This window comes from Nitratireductor sp. OM-1 (assembly GCF_003296175.1).
In the GTDB taxonomy this organism is placed as follows: domain Bacteria; phylum Pseudomonadota; class Alphaproteobacteria; order Rhizobiales; family Rhizobiaceae; genus Nitratireductor; species Nitratireductor aquimarinus.
Genome location: NZ_CP029208.1, coordinates 1,886,404 through 1,905,512, shown reverse-complemented (window position 1 = coordinate 1,905,512; position 19,109 = coordinate 1,886,404). Strand labels below are relative to the sequence as shown.

24 protein-coding genes and 2 tRNA genes are annotated in these 19,109 nt (G+C 61.6%); 11 read left to right on the top strand and 15 right to left on the bottom strand.

The window, feature by feature from the left end; all coding sequences use genetic code 11:
* Window positions 1-45: 45 nt before the first annotated feature.
* The 6 genes from DEJ54_RS08975 to DEJ54_RS08950 all read right to left on the bottom strand — a co-directional run bounded on the left by DEJ54_RS08975 (window position 46) and on the right by DEJ54_RS08950 (window position 4,869).
* The gene (locus tag DEJ54_RS08975) at window positions 46-330 is read right to left on the bottom strand and encodes a PTS sugar transporter subunit IIB (protein ID WP_113154261.1); all 285 of its coding nucleotides are present in this window, start codon (window positions 328-330) and stop codon (window positions 46-48) included.
* 125 nt (window positions 331-455) lie between these two features.
* Window positions 456-917, bottom strand: coding sequence for a PTS sugar transporter subunit IIA (locus DEJ54_RS08970; RefSeq protein ID WP_113154260.1), 462 nt, complete (start codon window positions 915-917; stop codon window positions 456-458).
* 11 nt (window positions 918-928) lie between these two features.
* Window positions 929-2,332, bottom strand: a complete 1,404-nt coding sequence (locus tag DEJ54_RS08965; RefSeq protein ID WP_113154259.1) for a PTS galactitol transporter subunit IIC — start codon at window positions 2,330-2,332, stop codon at window positions 929-931.
* Window positions 2,333-2,819: 487 nt separating this feature from the next.
* On the bottom strand, window positions 2,820-3,149 hold the full coding sequence (locus tag DEJ54_RS08960; protein WP_113154258.1) for a hypothetical protein: 330 nt from the start codon (window positions 3,147-3,149) through the stop codon (window positions 2,820-2,822).
* A 98-nt stretch (window positions 3,150-3,247) separates the two neighbouring features.
* The gene (locus DEJ54_RS08955; protein WP_162742245.1) at window positions 3,248-4,204 is read right to left on the bottom strand and encodes a hypothetical protein; all 957 of its coding nucleotides are present in this window, start codon (window positions 4,202-4,204) and stop codon (window positions 3,248-3,250) included.
* 590 nt (window positions 4,205-4,794) lie between these two features.
* Window positions 4,795-4,869, bottom strand: a tRNA-Thr gene (locus tag DEJ54_RS08950).
* A 244-nt stretch (window positions 4,870-5,113) separates the two neighbouring features.
* Here DEJ54_RS08950 and DEJ54_RS08945 point away from each other — a divergent pair.
* The 8 genes from DEJ54_RS08945 (at window position 5,114) to yacG (ending at window position 9,502) form a co-directional block, all read left to right on the top strand.
* On the top strand, window positions 5,114-5,317 hold the full coding sequence (locus DEJ54_RS08945; RefSeq protein WP_113154256.1) for a hypothetical protein: 204 nt from the start codon (window positions 5,114-5,116) through the stop codon (window positions 5,315-5,317).
* Window positions 5,318-5,572: 255 nt separating this feature from the next.
* Window positions 5,573-6,862 carry a UDP-N-acetylglucosamine 1-carboxyvinyltransferase gene (gene murA, locus DEJ54_RS08940; protein ID WP_113154255.1) on the top strand — a complete coding sequence of 430 codons (1,290 nt, stop codon included), beginning with the start codon at window positions 5,573-5,575 and terminating at the stop codon, window positions 6,860-6,862.
* 19 nt (window positions 6,863-6,881) lie between these two features.
* Window positions 6,882-7,325, top strand: a complete 444-nt coding sequence (locus tag DEJ54_RS08935) for a DUF2948 family protein (RefSeq protein ID WP_113154254.1) — start codon at window positions 6,882-6,884, stop codon at window positions 7,323-7,325.
* A 1-nt stretch (window position 7,326) separates the two neighbouring features.
* The gene (locus DEJ54_RS08930; protein ID WP_113154253.1) at window positions 7,327-7,812 is read left to right on the top strand and encodes a UPF0262 family protein; all 486 of its coding nucleotides are present in this window, start codon (window positions 7,327-7,329) and stop codon (window positions 7,810-7,812) included.
* Window positions 7,813-7,849: 37 nt separating this feature from the next.
* Window positions 7,850-8,296 carry a low molecular weight phosphatase family protein gene (locus tag DEJ54_RS08925; RefSeq protein ID WP_113154252.1) on the top strand — a complete coding sequence of 149 codons (447 nt, stop codon included), beginning with the start codon at window positions 7,850-7,852 and terminating at the stop codon, window positions 8,294-8,296.
* 127 nt (window positions 8,297-8,423) lie between these two features.
* Window positions 8,424-8,642 (top strand): translation initiation factor IF-1, encoded by a 219-nt coding sequence (gene infA, locus DEJ54_RS08920; RefSeq protein ID WP_006200926.1) that lies wholly within the window; start codon window positions 8,424-8,426, stop codon window positions 8,640-8,642.
* A gap of 28 nt (window positions 8,643-8,670) precedes the next feature.
* Window positions 8,671-9,303 (top strand): Maf-like protein, encoded by a 633-nt coding sequence (locus tag DEJ54_RS08915; RefSeq protein ID WP_113154251.1) that lies wholly within the window; start codon window positions 8,671-8,673, stop codon window positions 9,301-9,303.
* 1 nt (window position 9,304) lies between these two features.
* Entirely contained in the window at window positions 9,305-9,502 is a 198-nt protein-coding gene (gene yacG / locus DEJ54_RS08910; RefSeq protein ID WP_113154250.1) for a DNA gyrase inhibitor YacG, read from the top strand.
* Window positions 9,503-9,627: 125 nt separating this feature from the next.
* On the opposite strand, the gene DEJ54_RS08905 is transcribed toward yacG, so the two are convergent.
* Window positions 9,628-9,918: a DUF1127 domain-containing protein gene (locus tag DEJ54_RS08905; protein ID WP_113154249.1), complete on the bottom strand. Its 291-nt coding sequence runs from the start codon at window positions 9,916-9,918 to the stop codon at window positions 9,628-9,630.
* A 183-nt stretch (window positions 9,919-10,101) separates the two neighbouring features.
* On the opposite strand from DEJ54_RS08905, the gene DEJ54_RS08900 reads away from it, so the two are divergent.
* From DEJ54_RS08900 to DEJ54_RS08890, 3 genes are all read left to right on the top strand, one after another.
* A complete protein-coding gene (locus DEJ54_RS08900) occupies window positions 10,102-11,064 on the top strand; it encodes a LysR substrate-binding domain-containing protein (RefSeq protein WP_113154248.1) in 963 nt (320 codons plus the stop codon).
* 70 nt (window positions 11,065-11,134) lie between these two features.
* Complete coding sequence (gene xseA / locus DEJ54_RS08895; RefSeq protein WP_113154247.1) at window positions 11,135-12,706, top strand: exodeoxyribonuclease VII large subunit; 1,572 nt, start codon at window positions 11,135-11,137, stop codon at window positions 12,704-12,706.
* A 141-nt stretch (window positions 12,707-12,847) separates the two neighbouring features.
* A complete protein-coding gene (locus tag DEJ54_RS08890; protein ID WP_113154246.1) occupies window positions 12,848-13,948 on the top strand; it encodes a diguanylate cyclase in 1,101 nt (366 codons plus the stop codon).
* A 13-nt stretch (window positions 13,949-13,961) separates the two neighbouring features.
* On the opposite strand, the gene DEJ54_RS08885 is transcribed toward DEJ54_RS08890, so the two are convergent.
* The 8 genes from DEJ54_RS08885 to DEJ54_RS08850 all read right to left on the bottom strand — a co-directional run bounded on the left by DEJ54_RS08885 (window position 13,962) and on the right by DEJ54_RS08850 (window position 19,022).
* Window positions 13,962-14,246, bottom strand: coding sequence for a hypothetical protein (locus DEJ54_RS08885; protein ID WP_113154245.1), 285 nt, complete (start codon window positions 14,244-14,246; stop codon window positions 13,962-13,964).
* Window positions 14,247-14,448: 202 nt separating this feature from the next.
* On the bottom strand, window positions 14,449-14,721 hold the full coding sequence (locus DEJ54_RS08880; protein WP_371685969.1) for a heavy-metal-associated domain-containing protein: 273 nt from the start codon (window positions 14,719-14,721) through the stop codon (window positions 14,449-14,451).
* Window positions 14,722-14,954: 233 nt separating this feature from the next.
* Complete coding sequence (locus DEJ54_RS08875) at window positions 14,955-16,484, bottom strand: multicopper oxidase family protein (RefSeq protein WP_113154243.1); 1,530 nt, start codon at window positions 16,482-16,484, stop codon at window positions 14,955-14,957.
* The gene (locus DEJ54_RS08870) at window positions 16,481-16,975 is read right to left on the bottom strand and encodes a cytochrome c (RefSeq protein ID WP_204360870.1); all 495 of its coding nucleotides are present in this window, start codon (window positions 16,973-16,975) and stop codon (window positions 16,481-16,483) included. Before DEJ54_RS08870 ends, DEJ54_RS08875 begins: the two co-directional genes overlap by 4 nt.
* Before the next feature lie 130 nt (window positions 16,976-17,105).
* Window positions 17,106-17,588, bottom strand: coding sequence for a DUF411 domain-containing protein (locus DEJ54_RS08865; RefSeq protein WP_113154241.1), 483 nt, complete (start codon window positions 17,586-17,588; stop codon window positions 17,106-17,108).
* 212 nt (window positions 17,589-17,800) lie between these two features.
* The gene (locus DEJ54_RS08860; protein ID WP_113154240.1) at window positions 17,801-18,127 is read right to left on the bottom strand and encodes a hypothetical protein; all 327 of its coding nucleotides are present in this window, start codon (window positions 18,125-18,127) and stop codon (window positions 17,801-17,803) included.
* A 165-nt stretch (window positions 18,128-18,292) separates the two neighbouring features.
* Window positions 18,293-18,369, bottom strand: a tRNA-His gene (locus tag DEJ54_RS08855).
* A 197-nt stretch (window positions 18,370-18,566) separates the two neighbouring features.
* Entirely contained in the window at window positions 18,567-19,022 is a 456-nt protein-coding gene (locus DEJ54_RS08850; protein WP_113156180.1) for a phasin, read from the bottom strand.
* Window positions 19,023-19,109 lie beyond the last annotated feature (87 nt).

Sequence of the window (19,109 nt, the reverse complement as noted above, 5' to 3'; positions counted from 1 at the left end):
CGGATCGGCTGCGGGCCTTCTTCATATTCTGGAAGCGCGCGCGCTTTACTTGCGCAGCTCGCCTTCGATCTTGTCGAGCGCCTCGGCCTTGCCCATGCCCGTCAGGAAGGCGAGCGTCACGATGGACGGCACGTCGAGATCCGACGGTAACTGCGTGGTGGAAACGATCAGATCGACGCCGGTAAGTTCCGAACGGACTTCCGTTGCCTTGCACTGGCGCGGCTCGATGGTGATGCCGCGCTCCTTCATGGCCTCGGTCACGGCATTCGCGACCACCGTGGAGGTGGCGATGCCGGTGCCGCAGGCGAAAAGAACGGTTTTCTTGCTCATGGACTTCTCCCTACCAATGGAGTCTGAACCGCATCATCGCGTCATGGAGACGATGATGCGGTTCAGGGACTTTTTCTCAAAACAGTTCCGGAAGGGAAACCGGTTCCCGTTCTCCTGGAACTGCCTTACTTCAAAACCGCAGCGACATCATCGACCGACGATGCCTGCATGAGGCCAGAAATAGCCTCTTCGCTCTGGATCGTCGCCATGATTTCCTGAAGCATCTCGATCTGGCGATCCTTGTCGTTGAGCGCCATCAGGAAAACCAGGCCCACCTCGACCGGCTCGTCCGGATCTTCCATATTGGCGAAGGCAACCGGCTTCTTGAGCGTCGCCAGTGCGATGCCCGGCTTCAGAACATGCTCCGGATCCGTGTGCGGCACCGCGACATTCACCGCGTGGCCGAGCGGCAGACCGGTCGGCATCGAGGCTTCGCGGGCGAGAACCGCATCGGCAAAACTGTCCTTCACATAACCGGCAGCCTGAAGTTTTTCCGCCAGCAGTCGGATGACAGCCTCGCGGCTGTCGGTGTCGACCCCGAGGACAATCGCCTCGGGATCGATGTGGTTCATAAGGGCTTCAGCCATTCACTAACCTATTAGCCTTCCTGTGCAGTGTCGTCTTCCGCACCAGCAGCCCGTTCCCAGGCCTGCGTGTTGCGGCGGTAGAGCCAGAAGCACGCCGCGATGAGCGCGGCAAGCAGACCCAGCCCGGCAACGCCGAGATCGCGGATCGCTGCGATGACCACGTAGGAGATCCACAGGAAGCCATCGACCACCGAGGTGATCTGAACCGCGTTCTCGGGCATCTCGAAGCCGGAATCGATTGCAGCGCTGGTGAACAGCGGCGCAAGCGCGTTGGCCACGTAGAAACCGACGGCCAGCGTGACCGTGCCGACGATGACCATGCGGAACACATTGCCGCGCATGAGCGGCGCCGCCATCGCGACGATGAACGGAATGACCGCAAGGTCGGCGAACAGGATCACGCGGTTGCCCGGCAGGATCACCGAAAGGGCGATGGCGATGGGCACCAGGATGAGCGACGACGAGATCGCGGCCGGATGGCCGATGAGGATCGCCGAATCGAGACCGACCAGCAGCTCGCGGTCGCCCGTGCGCTTGCGCACGAATTCCTGTGCGGCTTCCGAAACCGGCAGCAGGCCTTCCATCAGGATCTTCACCATGCGCGGCAGAAGCAGCATCACGGCGGCGAGCGTCATGCCCGTCTGCAGAACCTTGGAGAGAACCGTGCCGAAATCGCCGGCATTGTAATAACCGATGGCGCCGAGCACGAGGCCGATGACCAGACCCAGAACGACCGGCTCGCCGAACACGCCGAAGCGGCGCTCGATGGTTTCGGTCGAGATGTTGATCTTGTTGACACCCGGAATGCGCTCGATGATCCAGTTCACGACGATGGCGATCGGCAGGATCTGCGCGGATGCCAGATGCGGCACCGAAACGCCGGGAATGCCGTAGAATTTCTGCACCGCACGCGCCGACCAGTCGGCGAAGAGCAGCGACAGGGCGGCCATCAGCGCGGTGATGACCAGGCCGTAGCCGAGGCTGCCCGTGGCGGCGACGGCGAGCGAACCGATGAACGCGAAGTGCCAGAAATTCCAGACGTCGACATTCAGCGTGCGGGTCATGCGCGTGAGAAGCAGCACGATGTTGACGGCGATGCCGATGGGAATGACCCAGAGACCGACCGACGAACCAAACGCGATTGCGGCAGCCGAAGGCCAGCCCACATCAACGATATCGCGCTGGATACCCGTGTTGGTGACGATGGCCTGCGCCACGTCGCCGATGGAGCCCAGCATGAGGCCGAGCACGAGATTGATGCCGATGAATGCCACGCCGATGGTGACGGCAGCGCGAAACGCCTTGCCGACCTTGGCCCCCAGAACAACGGCGATGACAAAGATGACGATGGGCAACAGAACCGTTGCGCCGAGTGTGTCCACGGCCGTTTTGAGGCCGCTCAGAAATGCGTCCATTTTCCTCCCCCTGAAACACTGTTCATAACCATTCCCGGAAAGAACATTTGTTTATCTAAATAGACGCAAGTTTATGGCTTGACCTCAGCCGGCTGTCAATCGGGGATTCCTGGCCCCAAAATGCGTTTTTCCGGAAAAAATGCACTCTGTGATTTCCGCATAAGCTGCACTTCGTCGCATATTTCAATCACAAGATGAATACACGGAATGGACGGGGCGATGCAGCTCTTTCAGCACGAAATACCCTTTCTGACCTCCCACGCGGCAACGCCCGCGCCACCTCCGTAAATCAGCCTTGAGAATTCACTTCGCACCGGGTGCGAAGTGTACCGCCAAAGCCGGCCCTCCCGCCCCCCGGGCCGGCCTCTCCCAAAGTCTTGCCTCACTTCTTGTAAGTGTCGGCGAGGCTTTGGGACCCAATTTCTCACGAGCGCAACCGCCTCGTACGGCTGCCTGATCCAGGGGTCCGAAAGTGCCCGCAAAACCGCTAACCGACCACTATTCCATAGAAGTGCTTCTCGATGAGATGGCGCAACAGGGCCACTCCAGTGCGGAAGTGGATATCCTGATGGTGCGGCAGGGACCGGTTGACCTCGACCTTCTCCAGGACTGCAAACGCAATCACCCCTTTTTCGGACCGAAGCTCGTCATGAAAGAGCGCATCAAGCGACTCCGGCTGAAACTTCAGGGCTAGGGTCAGGACCCTGGCGCACTCTTCTGCCTTGCCGACACGAACGCGGGCATCGCGCCGAAGGATCAGGCTCCTTCCGGTGCGTTCTTTGCGTTCGAGAGGCTCGCTTTTGCTGAACAGTCTCACGCCACTCCGCAGGAGCCAGTGAAAAGAAAAGGACGCGATACAAAGCGGCCGCGCCTCTCTGCAAGTCCGCAAGAGAGACGCGGCCTGATCTGCTCCGCCTATTCTTCTGATCTGTGTGAAGCCACCCTCGCCCCTGCCTGATAATGGGCGAGCACACCTTCATACCCAAACAGAGATGCCGCGACCCGCGACGCGATGGATTCGGCCAGATCTCCCTTTGCGTTGGGAACCAGCATTTCTTCCATCAGGGAGGAAACCTGCACTTCACGCGAGTCCGAATCCAGCAGGTGCCAGTAGATCCGAACTTCATCGGACTCGACCTGCACACTGGTCAGCAGCTCATAAACATTGCTGCCTGCTCCATATGTCTCGCGAACGCGGGCGCTCACCGCATCGAGCTTTTCCTCCGGACGCACCCCGACCGAGCGAATTCCCTCCTCCCGGCCGACCTTCAGCCACAGCGCGTCGTTCAGCATGTTCGCGAGTTGGGTGGCGTCCGCACTGGAAGGATTTGCACGAGCGCTGTCGAGCAACAGAACAGCGCCGCCACCTCCGGATTTGCCCGGCTGCCCGAGCCAGACCGGTGCATATGTCGACACGGCTAGAGCCGCTGCGGCAAGCAGTGCTGCACCGGCGACCAGAGAGGGGCCTTTGTTGAAGCCCCGGGACAGATTGCTCATGAAGGCGGATGTCGATGAGCGCTTGTCGAATGTTGGAACATAGGCGCCGAGCGGAATGGCAATCTGGACGACATCGCCCTGCCCGGCCTCGGCATAATACTCCCTGAGCGACTTGCGCAATTGCCCGGCGGCAATGCGGACGATGGGATCGACGGTTGCATCGAAATTGGCGTCGCGCCCGAACACATCGACTGCAATGGTGAAAGCCTTGATCCTGTCGGCGCGCCCTGCCACCGTTTCCTCGACCACGAAACGCAGAAACCGCTTGTTGCGGTCGGACGCTCGAAACTCCGGATTCTCAAGAAGGCGCTCCAGGGCGAGAAGGCGCTCGTCATTCGCCTGCTTTTCGCTCGAAGTCTCCCTGGTCAGCGCCACCTCTTTTCCTGTCGCCCGAGCCCCAGCTTCATTGGTATTTTTTTTCTGCAGCATCATCTCTCGCTTTTCGCAAGTTTCGAGAGCAATTGCGGCGCCGGCGTCTGAGCCAGGCACCATCCTCTCCTGTCATTGTTTCAACCGTCGCGACAAACAGGCAGCAGGGCTGCCCGGCGTAAACGGTGCGTATCGATATCGGCGTGCTGCGTGCCACAAAGTTGGCATGACTGTTCGAGTTGCCGTGGCAGGCATGGCAATTCATGCGCTGGCCAGCAGTGCTACGCATTGGAAAACGCACTACGCATTCGACGCCTGCCACCGTGAGAGTCTTCGGGACTCTCCCAATGGCCTGCCCGGATCATGAACACCTCGAATTAAGCCCCGGAGACTGGACCGAACTCCGACACGCAAAGCTGTGCGGTAACAAAACACCGCCATGGCTCGCCCGTCGCCGATGATTCTCAAAATCCGCACCGCGCGGCTTATGAACAAGTAAGCCACCACACGCGAACGCTACGCCGTAAGGCAGCGTGCGCTTACGGTGTTCCTGTGGAAACCGTTAGGTATACTGCATTTATGGATTGGATGATGACTGGTGCTGCCGGAGAGATTCGAACTCTCGACCTCTCCCTTACCAAGGGAGTGCTCTACCCCTGAGCTACGGCAGCATTGCCAGAAGACGAAAACGCCGGGGTGACGGATGATGCGTCTGCGTTTCGCTCACCACGAACAGAACTGCGTCTGTCTCTGTGATGCGGCGGACTTCTGCCACAATGAAAAGCATTGCGCAAGCGCACATTCGCATTCAATTGCACAGTTTGATAGAAGCTTGTGAAATTTGCCGCCAAAGCCGGCCCAAACGGCGCTCTCTGCGCGCCCTGACAAGGCTGTAGAAAGGCGGTTTTAACTGACATGGAGCCTCATGTGAGCAAAGCCGATAAACAGAATCCGCCCGTCGTCGGCAGCAAGGGTGATGAAGAACGCAAGAATCGCCTCGCAGCGCAATTGCGCGCCAACCTTGCCCGCCGCAAGGCCCAGGCGCGCTCGCGCCGTCAGGGCGAGGCAGACCAGCGCCCCGAAGGCCTGCAATCGAGCCCGGCGGAATCGGAAGAATAACGGCGTTTCACGACGCATTCCCCGCCTTGCGCAGCGCGCGGCCATGTTTTAGGACCAATTTAAACGAATACGTCTTGCGGCAAACGCTTCGCGGCGTCGCATGCTCCATTTCCGCCGCGCATGAAGCATTCTTTTACGATACCGCAAGGCAATCGGCGTATTCAGGCAAGTCGGGGCTGGCAGATCGCTGCCGGCAAATCGGGGACAGCCCACGATCAGACCATGTCGGAACAAGCGCCCGGAAAGTGAGAACGGATGGACCGCATACGCATAACCGGTGGTAACGAGCTGAATGGCACGTTGCCGATTTCGGGCGCCAAGAACGCAGCGCTGCCGCTGATGATCGCGTCGCTTTTGACAGACGACACGCTCACGCTGGACAATGTTCCGCATCTGGCCGACGTCGAAAGCCTGATCCGCATTCTCGGCAATCACGGCGTCGACTATTCGGTGAATGGCCGCCGCGAGAACCAGCAAAAGGGCTATTCGCGCACCATCCATTTCACCGCCCGCAGCATCGTTGACACCACGGCTCCCTACGAACTCGTCTCGAAGATGCGCGCGAGCTTCTGGGTGATCGGACCGCTTCTGGCGCGCATGGGCGTGGCCCGCGTCTCCCTGCCCGGCGGCTGCGCCATCGGCACCCGCCCTGTTGACCTCTTCATCGACGGACTGCGCGCGCTGGGCGCGGAGATCGAGATCGAGCAGGGTTACGTGAACGCGAAGGCCAAGAACGGCCTCATCGGCAACCGCTATGTGTTTCCAAAGATTTCGGTCGGCGCAACGCATGTGCTGATGATGGCCGCAGCACTCGCCAAGGGCGAGACGGTGCTGGAGAATTCCGCGCGCGAGCCAGAAATCGTCAATCTGGCCGACTGCCTCAACGCAATGGGCGCGAAGATTTCTGGCGCCGGCACGGACACCATCACCATTGAAGGCGTGACCAGCCTTTCGGGTGCGCGCCATCGCGTGATCCCCGACCGCATCGAGACCGGCACCTACGCCATGGCCGTTGCCATGACCGGCGGCGACGTGATGCTCGAAGGCGCGCAGGCAGACCTTCTGGAAGCCGTCCTCGACACGCTGGAACAGACCGGCGCAGAGATCACCCGCACCAACAGCGGCATCCGCGTGCGTCGCAATGGCGCCGGCATCAACCCGGTCGACATCACCACACAGCCCTTCCCCGGCTTCCCCACCGATCTGCAGGCGCAGTTCATGGGCCTGATGACCATGGCCAAAGGGCGCTCGCACATCACCGAGACGATTTTCGAAAACCGCTTCATGCACGTGCAGGAGCTGGCGCGCCTGGGCGCGAATATCTCGCTTTCGGGCCAGACCGCGGTAGTGGACGGCGTTTCGGAGCTGCGCGGCGCACCGGTGATGGCCACCGATCTGCGCGCTTCGGTATCGCTGGTCATCGCTGCCCTTGCGGCACAGGGCCAGACAGAGGTAAACCGCGTCTATCATCTGGATCGCGGCTTTGAGCGGCTGGAAGAAAAACTCTCCGCCTGTGGCGCAGTGATCGAGCGTATTTCAAGCTGAACCTGAGTGGCGCGTTAACATGGATTTTCTCAAGCTCGTAGCGCTCGATGATGTCGATCTCGGCATACTTTCGGCGCACCTGCAGGACGCGGTCGTCAAGGTTGGCGATCTTGCATTCGAGCCGTCGAACCGGCGCTTTGCAGCGGCCTTCAACCGCTTTGTCTGGGAAAACGAGACCAAGCGCAGCTTCCTGAGACAGTCCCCGCATGAGCGCCGCCGCAGCGTTCTTCACTTCGACCGGGTCCAGTCCGTGCGCACGGCAGGGATCGACCGCAACCGGCCGAACGACGTTCTCTCGCTTCTGGCGATCAACTTCATTCCTGCGCAGGAACCGTCGGGGGTGGTTGAACTGATCTTCTCCGGCGATGCCGCGCTGCGCCTCAATGTCGAGTGTATCGAGGCGCGGCTCACCGATCTCGGCGCGGCGTGGGAAACGCCAAGCCGACCAAGCCACGACGTCTGACATGGCTTGTCCGGACTCCGATACGGCACGTCTGATCGATGTCGAACTCGATGAGTCCGTTGGCCGCGGAACGCCCGATGTCGAGCATGAACGGGCGGTCGCGATCTTCGACCTGGTCGAGGAAAACTGCTTCCGGCCCGTCGGCGACAAGAAGGACGGCCCCTACAAACTGAAACTCTCGCTTGTCGATTCCCGCCTGGTCTTCGCGATCTCCCGTGAAAATGACGAGGCCGTGGTGACGCATATTCTGTCGCTCACCCCCTTCCGGCGCATCGTGAAAGACTATTTCATGATCTGCGAAAGCTATTACGATGCCATTCGCAGCGCCACGCCCAGCCAGATTGAGGCAATCGACATGGGCCGGCGCGGTCTGCACAATGAGGGATCGCAAACCCTGATGGATCGCCTGAAAGACAAGATCGAGGTCGACTTCGACACCGCCCGGCGGCTCTTCACCCTGGTTTGCGTGCTGCATTGGCGGGGCTGAGGCGCGTCATGTGCACCTGCCACGGCAGGGTGCAGTCATGAGCCCCGGCGTCGCGGAGAAACAGCGTGCGCCGCAATCGGTATTGTTTCTGTGCGGCATGAACGCCATTCGCTCCCCCATGGCCGAGGCGCTGGCGCGGCAAAGCCTGCCAGCCGGCGTGTTTCTGGCGTCTGCCGGCCTTCGCGCCGGCGAGCGCGACCCCTTTGTCGATGCTGTGCTGGACGAGAAGGGCCTTTCGCTGGGCGCGCGCCAGCCGCAGTCCATCGAAGAGCTGGCGGACACCAATTTCGATCTGATCATCACCCTGTCGCCCGAGGCGCATCACCGCGCTCTCGACATGACGCGAACCATCGCGGCTGACGTGGAATACTGGCCGACGATGGACCCCACCGTGGTCAGCGGCACACGCGACCAGATCGTCGCCGCCTACCGCGATGTGCGCGACCGTCTGGCCGCATCCATCGCCCAGCGCTTCGAAACGTGAAACAATTCCGACACAAATTCACGTTTGCCGGGGTTTGGCTTGTTCACAAAGGGTGATGAATGGGCTAGGTTCCGCGCCAAATTCCGGTCGTCGGCCGGAAATATCCTAAAAGAGCCGAAGGTAACGGATGCCAAAGGAAGAAGTCCTGGAGTTTCCAGGCGTTGTCACAGAACTGCTGCCCAACGCAATGTTTCGCGTGAAGCTGGAAAATGAACACGAGATCATCGCCCACACCGCTGGACGCATGCGCAAGAACCGCATCCGCGTTCTGACAGGTGACAAGGTGCTCGTCGAGATGACGCCCTACGACCTGACCAAGGGCCGCATCACCTACCGCTTCAAGTAAGCCGTCTGACGCGGTCGGTGACATTGCAATGAGCGCACTGCAGAAACTCGTGCTGGCCTCTGGCTCGCCCCGCCGCGTCGAACTCCTGCAGCAGGCAGGCATCGAGCCGGACCGCCTTGCGCCTGCCGATATCGACGAAACGCCGCTGAAGAGCGAACATCCCCGCTCGCTTGCCCGCCGTCTGGCGCTTGGCAAGGCGGAGAAGGCGCATGAGCGCCTGACGCAGGATGGCGAGGCGGAAGGCCACTACCTGCTGGCCGCAGACACGGTCGTGTCGGTTGGCCGCCGGATCCTGCCCAAGGCCGAAATGGTGGACGAGGCATCCAACTGCCTGCAGCTGCTCTCGGGCCGCGCCCACCGGGTCTACACCGGGCTTTGCCTCATCACGCCTTCGGGAAAGGTGCGCCAGCGCATCGTCGAGACGCGCGTACGCTTCAAGCGCCTGTCGCATGAGGAGCTGGAAAGCTATCTCGCTTCGGGCGAGTGGCGCGGCAAGGCCGGCGGCTACGCCATTCAGGGGCTCGCAGGCACGTTTGTCGTCAAACTGGTCGGCTCCTACACCAATGTGGTCGGCCTGCCCCTCTATGAAACGGTCAACCTTCTGGTCGCCGAGGGCTACAAGGTACACTTCAACTGGCTGTCCGGACTGGGAGCGCGCTGAGATGGATCAGGACCAGAAAGAAAAGGTCACGCCGCTACGCCCCAAGCGCCCCTGCCCGGAATGCGGCAAGGAATCGCTGCGCGCGCACTATCCCTTCTGCTCCAAGCGCTGCAAGAACGTCGACCTCAATCGCTGGCTGTCGGGAAGCTATGTCCTTCCGGGTCGCCCTCTCGATCAGGACGACGACGACACCGCCTGAAGTCTCCACGCATAAAAAAGCCCGGTCCAGAGGACCGGGCAAGTGGCAGGCTGCCGGGGGGGAACCGGCATGCGGGAGTCAGGCCTGCTTGGGATCAGAAAAACGCTCGAAACTCACGATTTGTGTCAGGCTGCGCCATGTATGGCCGCCATGCGCGCCCGCTCGTGAGCGACGGCCTGTAGCCGTCGCGTCACCTGGGCGCGTGGCACACTGAGCGCGGCGGTATCAACATCACAACGCGTCAGCCCGATATCGGCAAGCTGCCAGTCGGACATTTCCGAGAGCTGACGCGCGGCGCGGCGCGCGCTCAAGAGGTGCGTGAGTTTGGCGCATAGCGACACCGTGAGCGCACGCACCACGCCAGCCGGCTGCGGGACAGCGGTTACGGCGAGAGCATCGGTGTGTGCGCGTGGCATCGAACAAATCCTTCATATCGGCGGTGACACTGGGAAACGGCTCGCCCTGACAGGGTTTGGCCAGGGGGTTGAGAAGGGATAGACGGGCCATTTCCGAAGACAGCGCGATAGTGTCAAAGGCTTATTGATTAGTCGAACGAATGTTTCTAATCTTTATCATCAGCTTCAATGATGGATTGATCCATGGCCGCCCCACTCGACCTCGACCAGCTCGCAACCTTCATCGCGATTGCCGATACGGGAAGTTTTACGCGGGCCGCCGAAGAGGTGCACCGCACCCAGTCTGCCGTGTCCATGCAGATGCGCCGGCTGGAAGAACGGATCGGCAAGACGCTGTTTCAGAAGGACGGCAGAACCAATCGTCTGACGGAGGATGGCGAGCGCCTTCTGGCCTATGCGCGCCGCATGCTGCGGCTGAACCGCGAGACGCTGGCCGCTTTTGATGATGCCAGCCTGGAAGGCCATATCCGCATCGGCACACCCGATGATTACGCCGACCGCTTCCTGCCGGAGATCATGGCGCGTTTTTCGCGTTCCAACCCGCGTGTCGAGCTCTCGGTCGCCTGCGAACCGACATCCAATCTGGTCGAGCACATCCGCAAGGGAACGCTCGATCTGGCGCTTGTCACGCATGATGATTCCAGAGGCGGATCGGAGCCGGTGCGCCGCGAACCGATCCTGTGGGTCAGCTCGGCCAATCACACGGTCCATGAACGCGAGGTTCTGCCCATGGCGTTTGGCCGGCCGAACTGCCTGTGGCGGCGCACGGCCTGCGCAGCCCTCGAAGAGGAAGGCCGCGACTATCGCGTCCTCTTCACCAGCTTCTCGGCCACCGTCATCGCCACGGCGGTTCTGTCGGGGCTCGCCATCTCGGTTCTGCCCGAATGCGCCCTGCGCCCCGGCATGCGCGTTCTGGGAGAGGCCGATGGCTTCAAGGCGCTGCCCGACTGCCATATCGGTCTTATGCGCGGCCACACCGGTCAGGCCGAGATCATCGACGCGCTGGCGCGCCACATCTCCGAGAGCCTGGACAATCTCTCTGTCCCCGCCTTTCTGGAAGAAAACGGCAGCTATGATTTCAACGCTGCGTTCCTGAATTCACGCAACAAACGCCTGCGCCCCGGCCATTTGCTGAATGGCTGGTGAGGCGGGCGACGGGGCACGGCAGATGGCGCGGGCTTGACCCCGTGGTGCCGGAACGTCTCAATCGGAAATTATGGAAAAGATACGCCCAGCCGATTCGCAGAGCAATGTTGCGGAATTCTCCGTCAGTGAGATTTCGGGTGCGCTGAAGCGCACCGTGGAAGACAGGTTCGGGCATGTGCGCGTGCGCGGCGAGGTGTCCGGCTATCGCGGGCCTCATTCATCCGGCCACGCCTATTTCGCGCTCAAGGACGACCGCTCCCGGCTTGAAGCCGTGATCTGGCGCGGCGTCTTCTCCAAGCTCAAATTCCTGCCGCAGGAAGGGCTTGAGATCATCGTCACCGGCAAGCTCACCACCTATCCGGGCTCGTCGAAATACCAGATCGTCATCGAAAGCGTGGAGCCGGCCGGCGCCGGCGCGCTGATGGCGCTTCTGGAAGAACGCAAGAAGAAGCTCGCCGCAGAAGGGCTCTTCGAGGACAGCCGCAAGAAGCCCATCCCCTTCATGCCGCGTGTCATCGGCGTCGTCACGTCCCCCACGGGCGCGGTGATCCGCGACATCATCCACCGCATCTCCGACCGGTTTCCGGTTCATGTGCTCGTCTGGCCCGTTCGTGTGCAGGGCGAGACCACGGGCGATGAAGTGTCCAACGCCGTGGCCGGCTTCAACGCTCTGCCCGAAGGCGGACCACTGCCGCGCCCCGACCTCGTGATCGTTGCGCGCGGCGGCGGCAGTCTGGAAGACCTGTGGGGCTTCAACGACGAATCCGTGGTGCGCGCTGTCGCGGCCTCGGACATTCCGGTCATCTCCGCCGTCGGCCATGAAACCGACTGGACGCTGATCGATCTCGTGGCGGACCGCCGCGCGCCCACACCGACGGGTGCTGCCGAGATGGCCGTGCCGGTGAAGGCCGATCTGGAAGCCTCCGTCGCCCGGCTTTCCGCCCGGCTGAAAGGCGCGGTCTCGCGGGAAGGCGACCGCAAGCGGCAGACGCTGCAGGCGCTTTCACGCGCCCTGCCCTCGCCCGACCAGCTTCTGGCCCTGCCGCGCCGTCGTTTTGATGAGGCCGCTGGCCGGCTCGGCCGCGCGCTCACCGCCGCGACGCAGCGCAAGCGACTGACCTTCAATGGCGTGCGGCTGTCACCAGCCACGCTGGAGCGCCGTCTGAGCGAGGTGCGACGACGCACCGCAGCCTCCGGCGAACGCCTGCCAGGCGTCTTCCTCGCCCTTGTGCGCGCCCAGCGCACGCGCTTCGACCGCGATGCCGCGCGCGTCTCCCCGATGGCGCTCCGGCAGCGCATCGTGCATTGGCGCGACCGCCTTGCACAGGCCGAACGCCGGGCGGACACACAGGTCGCCATGCAGCTCAAACAGGGTCACGCAAGCGCCGATCAGGCCATGCGTCTGGCGAAGTCCCTGTCGCACGAAGGCGTTCTGGAGCGCGGGTTTGCGCTGGTTCGCGGGCCTGACGACCTTCCCATCAAGCGGGCGCGCAACATCCAGCCCGGCCTTGAGCTCCAGATACAGTTTGCCGACGGGACCACCCGCGCGGTTGCCGCCAGCGACGGCCGCAAGGTCGCAGCCAGCCCGAAGAAACCCAAACCCTCGGACAAAGGTCCGAAGGATCAGGGGAGCCTCTTCTAGTTCGCCCTGCGTTCATTCGGACGCACGGGGAATGCTCTGGTGCGCGGTTTAAAATCGGTGACGGGTGCTTCTGGCACACCACCTCTTTTACCGCATTGAAACCTTGTCTACCTAGCGTCCCGAGAGAGCAAGGATAATGCAATGAGTACAGCGCTTCTGATTTCCGGCGTCTTGCAGAATTTGGGTATCGCCGCAATTGCCGCGCTGTTTTACGACATCGTTCTGCGTCGCAGCCCCAATGACGCAACGCGCCACGCATTGATCGCCGTGGTGTTTGCCGCCGGTGCGGTGGGCTCCATGTCGCTGCCGGTTCAGGTGGCGCCCGGCCTCATCTTCGATCTGCGCAACTCCTTCGTAATTCTCGCCATGAGCTTCGGCGGCTGGCTCACGCTCGGTCTCACCACCGTTGCAGCCATCGCTTTCCGCCTGTGGATCGGCGGGGCGGGTGCGATCGCCGGCGCGATCGGCATTCTGGTTTGCGCAGGCGCAGGCCTTGCCTTCGCCATGCTTTTCAAGCGCGAGCGCATCAGCCTTCCGACATTCGGCCTTCTCGGCGCGGTCTCCGGCCTGTCGCTGCTCTCCATGTTCGTTCTGCCATACGAGACGGCAATCGCGCTTCTCTCCAATGTCGGCCCGGTCATGCTGCTCATGAACGTGCTCGGCACCATGCTCGTCGGCGGCATTGTCGAGCGCCAGCGCCAGCAATATGAGCGCGAGAACACGCTGACGCGCGAAGCATCCACCGACGCACTGACCCGCCTCGCCAACCGGCGCGTGTTCGACATGCGCGGCCCCAACATCATGGATTCCGCCATGCGACGGGGCGAGGCCTGCACATTGATGCTGATCGACATCGATCACTTCAAGCAGATCAACGATGTCCACGGCCATGATGTGGGCGACAAGGTGCTCAAGCATCTGGCCGCGCTGGTGCGCGCCAATGTGCGCCAGAGCGACCTTGTGGCGCGTTTCGGCGGCGAAGAGATTGCGCTCGTCCTGCCGATGCATGACGCCAATCGCGGTTTCAACCTCGGTGAGCGCCTGCGCAAGGCCGTCGAAGCCACGCCCTATCTGCACGAGGACGGCGCGGAAATCCGGATCAGCGTTAGCATTGGCGTCTACGCCAACAATGGCGAAGATGCTGCCGAGCCATTTTCAGCCGCATTCAAGCGCGCCGACATGGCGCTCTACCGGGCAAAATCTGCCGGCCGCAACCGCGTTGAAATCGCCATCGCGGCATAGGACCGGAGCCGCTTCACTTCTGACGCGGATTGCGCCAGCGCTGCAGGAGTTCGGCCTCAATGCCCTTGAAGCCGAAATAGAAGAGCACGATCAAAAACCCTTTCGCGAGAATGGAAAGGAACTGCAGGAGACCGCCATCGGCGATCCCCATCAGGCCGTGCCTGAGCAGAAAATCCAGATTGGCCATGGCCACATTGATGAGCTGAAACGACAGAAACGCCGTCAGGAAGGCGCACAGCGCCATGACCATGAACAGAAACAGCCAGTGATAGCGTGACAGTCGAAACAGATCTCTCATTCGACTTCCCCCAGCGCCCCTGCGAGAGGCGCATTGTTGCCTCAGGCAGAACATGGGCGTGAAACCATGTTTCAAGGATAGGCGCTCGAACCCGATGCGCAAGCCCGCCCGCTCAACCGCCGTCCATGCAAAAGGGCGGCGAACAAATGCTCGCCGCCCTTCGTGATTTCACCAATCTTGCGCGCCCGCGAGCGCCCCGCCCTCAGGCGGATTTCACATCCGAGGGATAGCCGGCCGCGTCGAGCGCCTGAATGACGGCGGCATCGGCGCTCTGGCTGTCGATCTGAACCGTCTTCGTTTCCAGGTCGACATTGACCGCTGCATTCGAATCCACGCTCTTGACCGCTTCGGTCACCGCTTTTGCGCAATGCCCGCACGTCATGTCAGGCACATTCAACGTCACCATTTGCTGCTCCTTCAGGTGAAGATCGTCTCGATTCGACAAAGCTAATCCTTCCAGTAACCGGAAGGTCAATCGCCTTTCGCCCTCACGCTTGACCTTCCAGCAGATGGAACCTCTACCCTGCAAAGGCCGATACAGGAGAAGACATCATGATGAACGACTTCATGGGAACGGGAATGATGGGGTTCGGCGGTCTCTGGATGCTGCTGATCGGAATTCTGGTCATTCTCGCAATCGCCGCGCTGGTCAAATATCTGATGAAATAGCCAGCGCGGCCATATTAACGGGTCCTGCCCCGGGGCCGCTCAGCTCACGGTAAACTGCCCCATCATGCCGGCGTCCTCGTGTTCGAGAATGTGGCAATGATACATGAAGGGCGTGTCTCTGCTCGCCGGGTGATCGAACCGCACCAGCAGCTCCGTTTCGCCATCGACAAGAACCGTGTCTTTCCAGCCCTGGTCTTCCGGCCCCGGTTCGCGTCCGTTGACGCTGACCACCTGAAACGACACGCCATGGATGTGAAACGGGTGCGTGAGCATGTTCGTGGTCACGATCCAGCGTTCCGTCGCACCGCGTTCCACTTCTTCGTTGATCACGCCCATCTCGAAGGGGCGGCCATTGATGGAGAAGCCCCCCATCATGCCTCCGCCCCCCATGCCTCTGCCGCCCATGCCACCGCCCATGCCACCGCCCATGCCGCCGCCCATACCCATATCGAGCGAGAAGCGGCGCGTTGCGGCAGTTTTTGCCGGGTCATGATCCGGACGGATGCCGCCGAGATTGTCTGGCAGACGCTTGATCGAGCCTTCAAGACGCTCATCGACAGTGAACGGAAGAACCGGGAACTGCCGCAGCCCCGTGACCCTGTCCACCATGCCAAGCGCGCGTCCCATCATGCCGCCCATGCCTGAATTGGGATCGCCATCGCTCGCAAGCGTCATCGCCCGACCGTCGGAGAAATCGACAAGGATCTCGGCCCGTTCGCCCGGCGACAGGCGCAGTGTCTCCAAAGCCACGGGTACCGGCAGATAGCCGCCATCCGTCGCAACCAGATGCATGGGCCGCCCGTCATCACAGAAGAGCGAATAGATCCGCGCATTCGACGCATTGATCAGCCGCAGGCGGACGATGGATTTCGGCACAACGGCCACCGGATCGAGCTGCCCGTTTATGAGCATCGTGTCGCCTGTCATGCCATGCATGATGTCCATCATGGAGCTTGCATAGGCGAGTTCGCCATCCTGCGTGAAGCGCCGGTCCTGCAAAAGGAGCGTCAGATCATCGACGCCATAGGTGGACGGCAGGCCGCGCTCGTCATCCAGACCATCGGTGACGTGGATTGCGCCGGCAAGCCCGGCATAGACATCACGCGCCGTGCGGCCATGGACATGGGTGTGGAAGAACGCGGTGCAGGGCGACTGGTCGATCTCCATGTCGGGAACCCACTCGCCACCGGGCTCCACGGGCAGATGCGGGCCGCCATCATGCTCTCCGGGTACAAGAAGGCCATGCCAGTGCGCACTGACGGGGATCGGTAGCGTGTTGCCCACCCTGGCCTCCAGCGGCCCCTTCTTCATGCGCACGACGGGTCCGAGATAGGACTGGTTGAAGCCGATGGTCTGGGCGCTCAGCCCGCCGCCGAAATCCGTCTGCCCGGTCTGCGCCACCACCTCGAAACGACCGGTCTCAGTCGTGTCGATCAGCGTCGGCATGCGCAGCGGCGCGCGGTCTGCGGCAAGGGCTGCGGCGGGGGGCAATGAGGGTCGCAGCACGATGCCGGCAGCGCCTATCGCAGCCAGCGCGGTTGCACCTGTGAGAAAGTGACGTCGTTTCATCGTGTTCGCTCCTGCGCGGAACGCGCGTTCAGTTCGTCGTGGCCCTCGCGTATCTCATCGGGCCAGGTGCTCTTGATGTAGGACAGCACCGCAACGATCTCCTCATCCGACAGAATGCCATCATAGACCGGCATTGCCGAAACATAATCGTCGAGATTGGCTGCCGCAGCCACACCGTATTTCGTTATCGCGAAAAGCAGCGTGTCATTGTGGTGCCAGGTGTGCCCGGTTTCGTCATGGGGCGGCGCGGGCATGGAGCCATCCGGCCCGGGCGTGCGCCAGTCCGCGGTCTCACCTTCAAGGTCTGCGCCATGGCACGAGGCGCAATTGGCCGCGTAGATTTCCCTGCCGCGCGCAACGAGCTGCCGGTCATCGGGCTTCAGGAGAGCAGCATCCTCCGCCGCCCCCTCCACCAGCACCAGCCAGAGCGCCGCCGATAGTGCGACCGCGAAAGCGACGCCCAGAACGACTAAGACCGAGCCTGCACGCATGCCTGCCTCGCCTGAACGGGAAATCCGGAGCCGCCGCCATCAGACGAAGCCCGCGAAGACAGGACCGCCACGACGACGGTCATGCCTGCTGCCGGAGCGCAATGCGCCCCGGCCCGAATGCCCGGCAGGGTCATTTCTTACCGGTTTCGAGGAAGACGCCCGGCTGGGTGTCGGCATATCCGTCGAATGTGTAGACCGTGTATTCGGCCTCCGGGTCATATCCCATGCCAAGCGAGCCCATCGGCATGCCCGGAACGGCGATACCCTTCACATCCGGCTTCTCGGACATGAGCTTTTCCACCGCCTCGATCGGCACGTGACCTTCAAGCACATATTTGCGCTCGTCGCCGATCACCGCCGTGTGACAGGCCCCCATGGCGTCAGGCACACCGGCCTGTTTCTTGACGTTGGAGAGGTCTTCAAGGTCGGTCACCTTCATCGTGTAGCCGGCCTCTTCCATGGCCTCGACCCACACTTCACAGCAGCCGCACCACGGCGTCTTGTAGACGGTGATGGTCTTGTCGCTGTCTGCCGGGGCGGCATGGGCCGCGCCAAGAAGCGTTGAAAGGGCAAGTGCGGCGGCAGGCATCTGCTTCAGGATGGCGTTCTTCATTGTGGTTCTCTTTCGAATGATCTCGGGGAGAGCCGCGACAGGAACTGAAATCGTCCAGAGGGCCAGAATGCGCGCCACCGGGGCCGCTCCTGCGCGACCGGGTTCAGGTGGCGGGCTCATGCCCGAAGGAGGCGCCAAGGCGCACACCTTTCTGGAGACCGATATCCTCTCTCGACTGATTGAAATGCGCCGGATACCGGCGCTGAAAGCGATCAGGCGAGGATGGGCGGTCGAAAGAGACGTAAGGGGACGGGCTGATGAAGCGTGACGGTCGGCATGCTGGCAAGCGGAGAGACCGTGGCGTGGAACTGCTGCACCTGGAAGGGCGCGATGTAATGGCAATCCATTGCGCAATTCATCTCGAAGGACATCGCGCCATCGCTGGCCGGCCCGCAGCAATCCATCATCGCAGAATCAGCGGGATGCGCGACCGTTTCCGTGGCGGCGACCGAATCAGCCGCAAACGCCGTCTGCATTGCGGGAAGCGCGCCCGCAAAGGCGAAAACGAACAGAAGCAGGACGGCCAGAAACCTTCTCATGAAGCGTTATGTATCGCGCCATGGCCGGGAAATCCATAGAAACCGGGCGCATGCGACACCGAAACCGGGTCTGGAGGCGTTCAATGGTGCGCCTGACGCGCGCAACGCCGCCATCCGCAATAGCGGAATGCGTGGTTTCGGGCAATGCTGTGAGATGAAGAGAAATGGTACGGTTGGGTGGATTCGAACCACCGACCTCAGGAGCCACAATCCTGCGCTCTAACCAACTGAGCTACAACCGCACACGTGACCGGTGACCGGCGTTCGCGTCAATACGGGCAATTGATCGCTTTTTCAAGCCAAAAGAACAAAAGAAAAAAAGACCGGGGGGAGGATCCCGGTCTTTTTTCACAAGAGACCGAAGGGAGGAGGTTTCGGTCCCACTCGGCAGCAAGCGGGAGGAGGTGCTTTCTGCCGGACTACTCAGAGCGCTAACGCCTCAGGCGACGCGCAGTTCCTTGACGGCCTTCTCGAACACGTCCTTCATGGGCTTCGCCATGGTTTCAGCAGATTTCTGCGACGTGGTCTGGAAGTCCTTCATCTGGTCGACGGCCACTTCCATGCGCTTGCGCATGAAGTTGCTCTGCATTTCGATCAGCTCGGCGAAGGAGCGCACGCCAGCCAGCGCCTCAAGATGGGCGAGATTGGCTTCCGTGCCCTCGCGCAGCGCGGCAATCGACTTGGAGGTCAGCTCGTTGCCGGCGGTCTTGGCGCTCTCGAAAGTGGCTTCGAAAGCCTTCTGGGTCTCTTCCGCGCTCGACTTCATGCGGGAATAGGCCTCTTTCGTCTGCTCGGCGCTCTTTTCGGCGAAAGCGCGGAACTGCTCGCTCGCCTGCGTCGCATCAAACGTCGGGAATTCAACGGTCCCAGTGTCCTTCTGCGTGGTCTTGGTCATATCCGCGATCCTTTGGTTCTCGTTCATGGTGGCCTCTCCTTGGATGGCGCTCACCGATAATTCATGACCAGTATATAGCATCGATCT

Excerpts from the sequence above, each read along its gene's own strand:
- DEJ54_RS08875 (WP_113154243.1), bottom strand. The coding sequence starts at position 16,484 with ATGAAACGACGTCACTTTCTCACAGGTGCAACCGCGCTGGCTGCGATA.
- DEJ54_RS08850 (WP_113156180.1), bottom strand. The coding sequence starts at position 19,022 with ATGACCAAGACCACGCAGAAGGACACTGGGACCGTTGAATTCCCGACG.
- DEJ54_RS08965 (WP_113154259.1), bottom strand. The coding sequence starts at position 2,332 with ATGGACGCATTTCTGAGCGGCCTCAAAACGGCCGTGGACACACTCGGC.
- DEJ54_RS08905 (WP_113154249.1), bottom strand. The coding sequence starts at position 9,918 with ATGCCACGCGCACACACCGATGCTCTCGCCGTAACCGCTGTCCCGCAG.
- DEJ54_RS08870 (WP_204360870.1), bottom strand. The coding sequence starts at position 16,975 with ATGCGTGCAGGCTCGGTCTTAGTCGTTCTGGGCGTCGCTTTCGCGGTC.
- DEJ54_RS08915 (WP_113154251.1), top strand. The coding sequence starts at position 8,671 with ATGAGCGCACTGCAGAAACTCGTGCTGGCCTCTGGCTCGCCCCGCCGC.
- DEJ54_RS08865 (WP_113154241.1), bottom strand. The coding sequence starts at position 17,588 with ATGAAGAACGCCATCCTGAAGCAGATGCCTGCCGCCGCACTTGCCCTT.
- DEJ54_RS08925 (WP_113154252.1), top strand. The coding sequence starts at position 7,850 with ATGAGCCCCGGCGTCGCGGAGAAACAGCGTGCGCCGCAATCGGTATTG.
- DEJ54_RS08945 (WP_113154256.1), top strand. The coding sequence starts at position 5,114 with ATGGAGCCTCATGTGAGCAAAGCCGATAAACAGAATCCGCCCGTCGTC.
- xseA (WP_113154247.1), top strand. The coding sequence starts at position 11,135 with ATGGAAAAGATACGCCCAGCCGATTCGCAGAGCAATGTTGCGGAATTC.
- DEJ54_RS08970 (WP_113154260.1), bottom strand. The coding sequence starts at position 917 with ATGGCTGAAGCCCTTATGAACCACATCGATCCCGAGGCGATTGTCCTC.
- DEJ54_RS08890 (WP_113154246.1), top strand. The coding sequence starts at position 12,848 with ATGAGTACAGCGCTTCTGATTTCCGGCGTCTTGCAGAATTTGGGTATC.
- murA (WP_113154255.1), top strand. The coding sequence starts at position 5,573 with ATGGACCGCATACGCATAACCGGTGGTAACGAGCTGAATGGCACGTTG.
- DEJ54_RS08975 (WP_113154261.1), bottom strand. The coding sequence starts at position 330 with ATGAGCAAGAAAACCGTTCTTTTCGCCTGCGGCACCGGCATCGCCACC.
- DEJ54_RS08935 (WP_113154254.1), top strand. The coding sequence starts at position 6,882 with ATGGATTTTCTCAAGCTCGTAGCGCTCGATGATGTCGATCTCGGCATA.
- yacG (WP_113154250.1), top strand. The coding sequence starts at position 9,305 with ATGGATCAGGACCAGAAAGAAAAGGTCACGCCGCTACGCCCCAAGCGC.
- DEJ54_RS08930 (WP_113154253.1), top strand. The coding sequence starts at position 7,327 with ATGGCTTGTCCGGACTCCGATACGGCACGTCTGATCGATGTCGAACTC.
- DEJ54_RS08860 (WP_113154240.1), bottom strand. The coding sequence starts at position 18,127 with ATGAGAAGGTTTCTGGCCGTCCTGCTTCTGTTCGTTTTCGCCTTTGCG.
- DEJ54_RS08885 (WP_113154245.1), bottom strand. The coding sequence starts at position 14,246 with ATGAGAGATCTGTTTCGACTGTCACGCTATCACTGGCTGTTTCTGTTC.
- DEJ54_RS08900 (WP_113154248.1), top strand. The coding sequence starts at position 10,102 with ATGGCCGCCCCACTCGACCTCGACCAGCTCGCAACCTTCATCGCGATT.
- infA (WP_006200926.1), top strand. The coding sequence starts at position 8,424 with ATGCCAAAGGAAGAAGTCCTGGAGTTTCCAGGCGTTGTCACAGAACTG.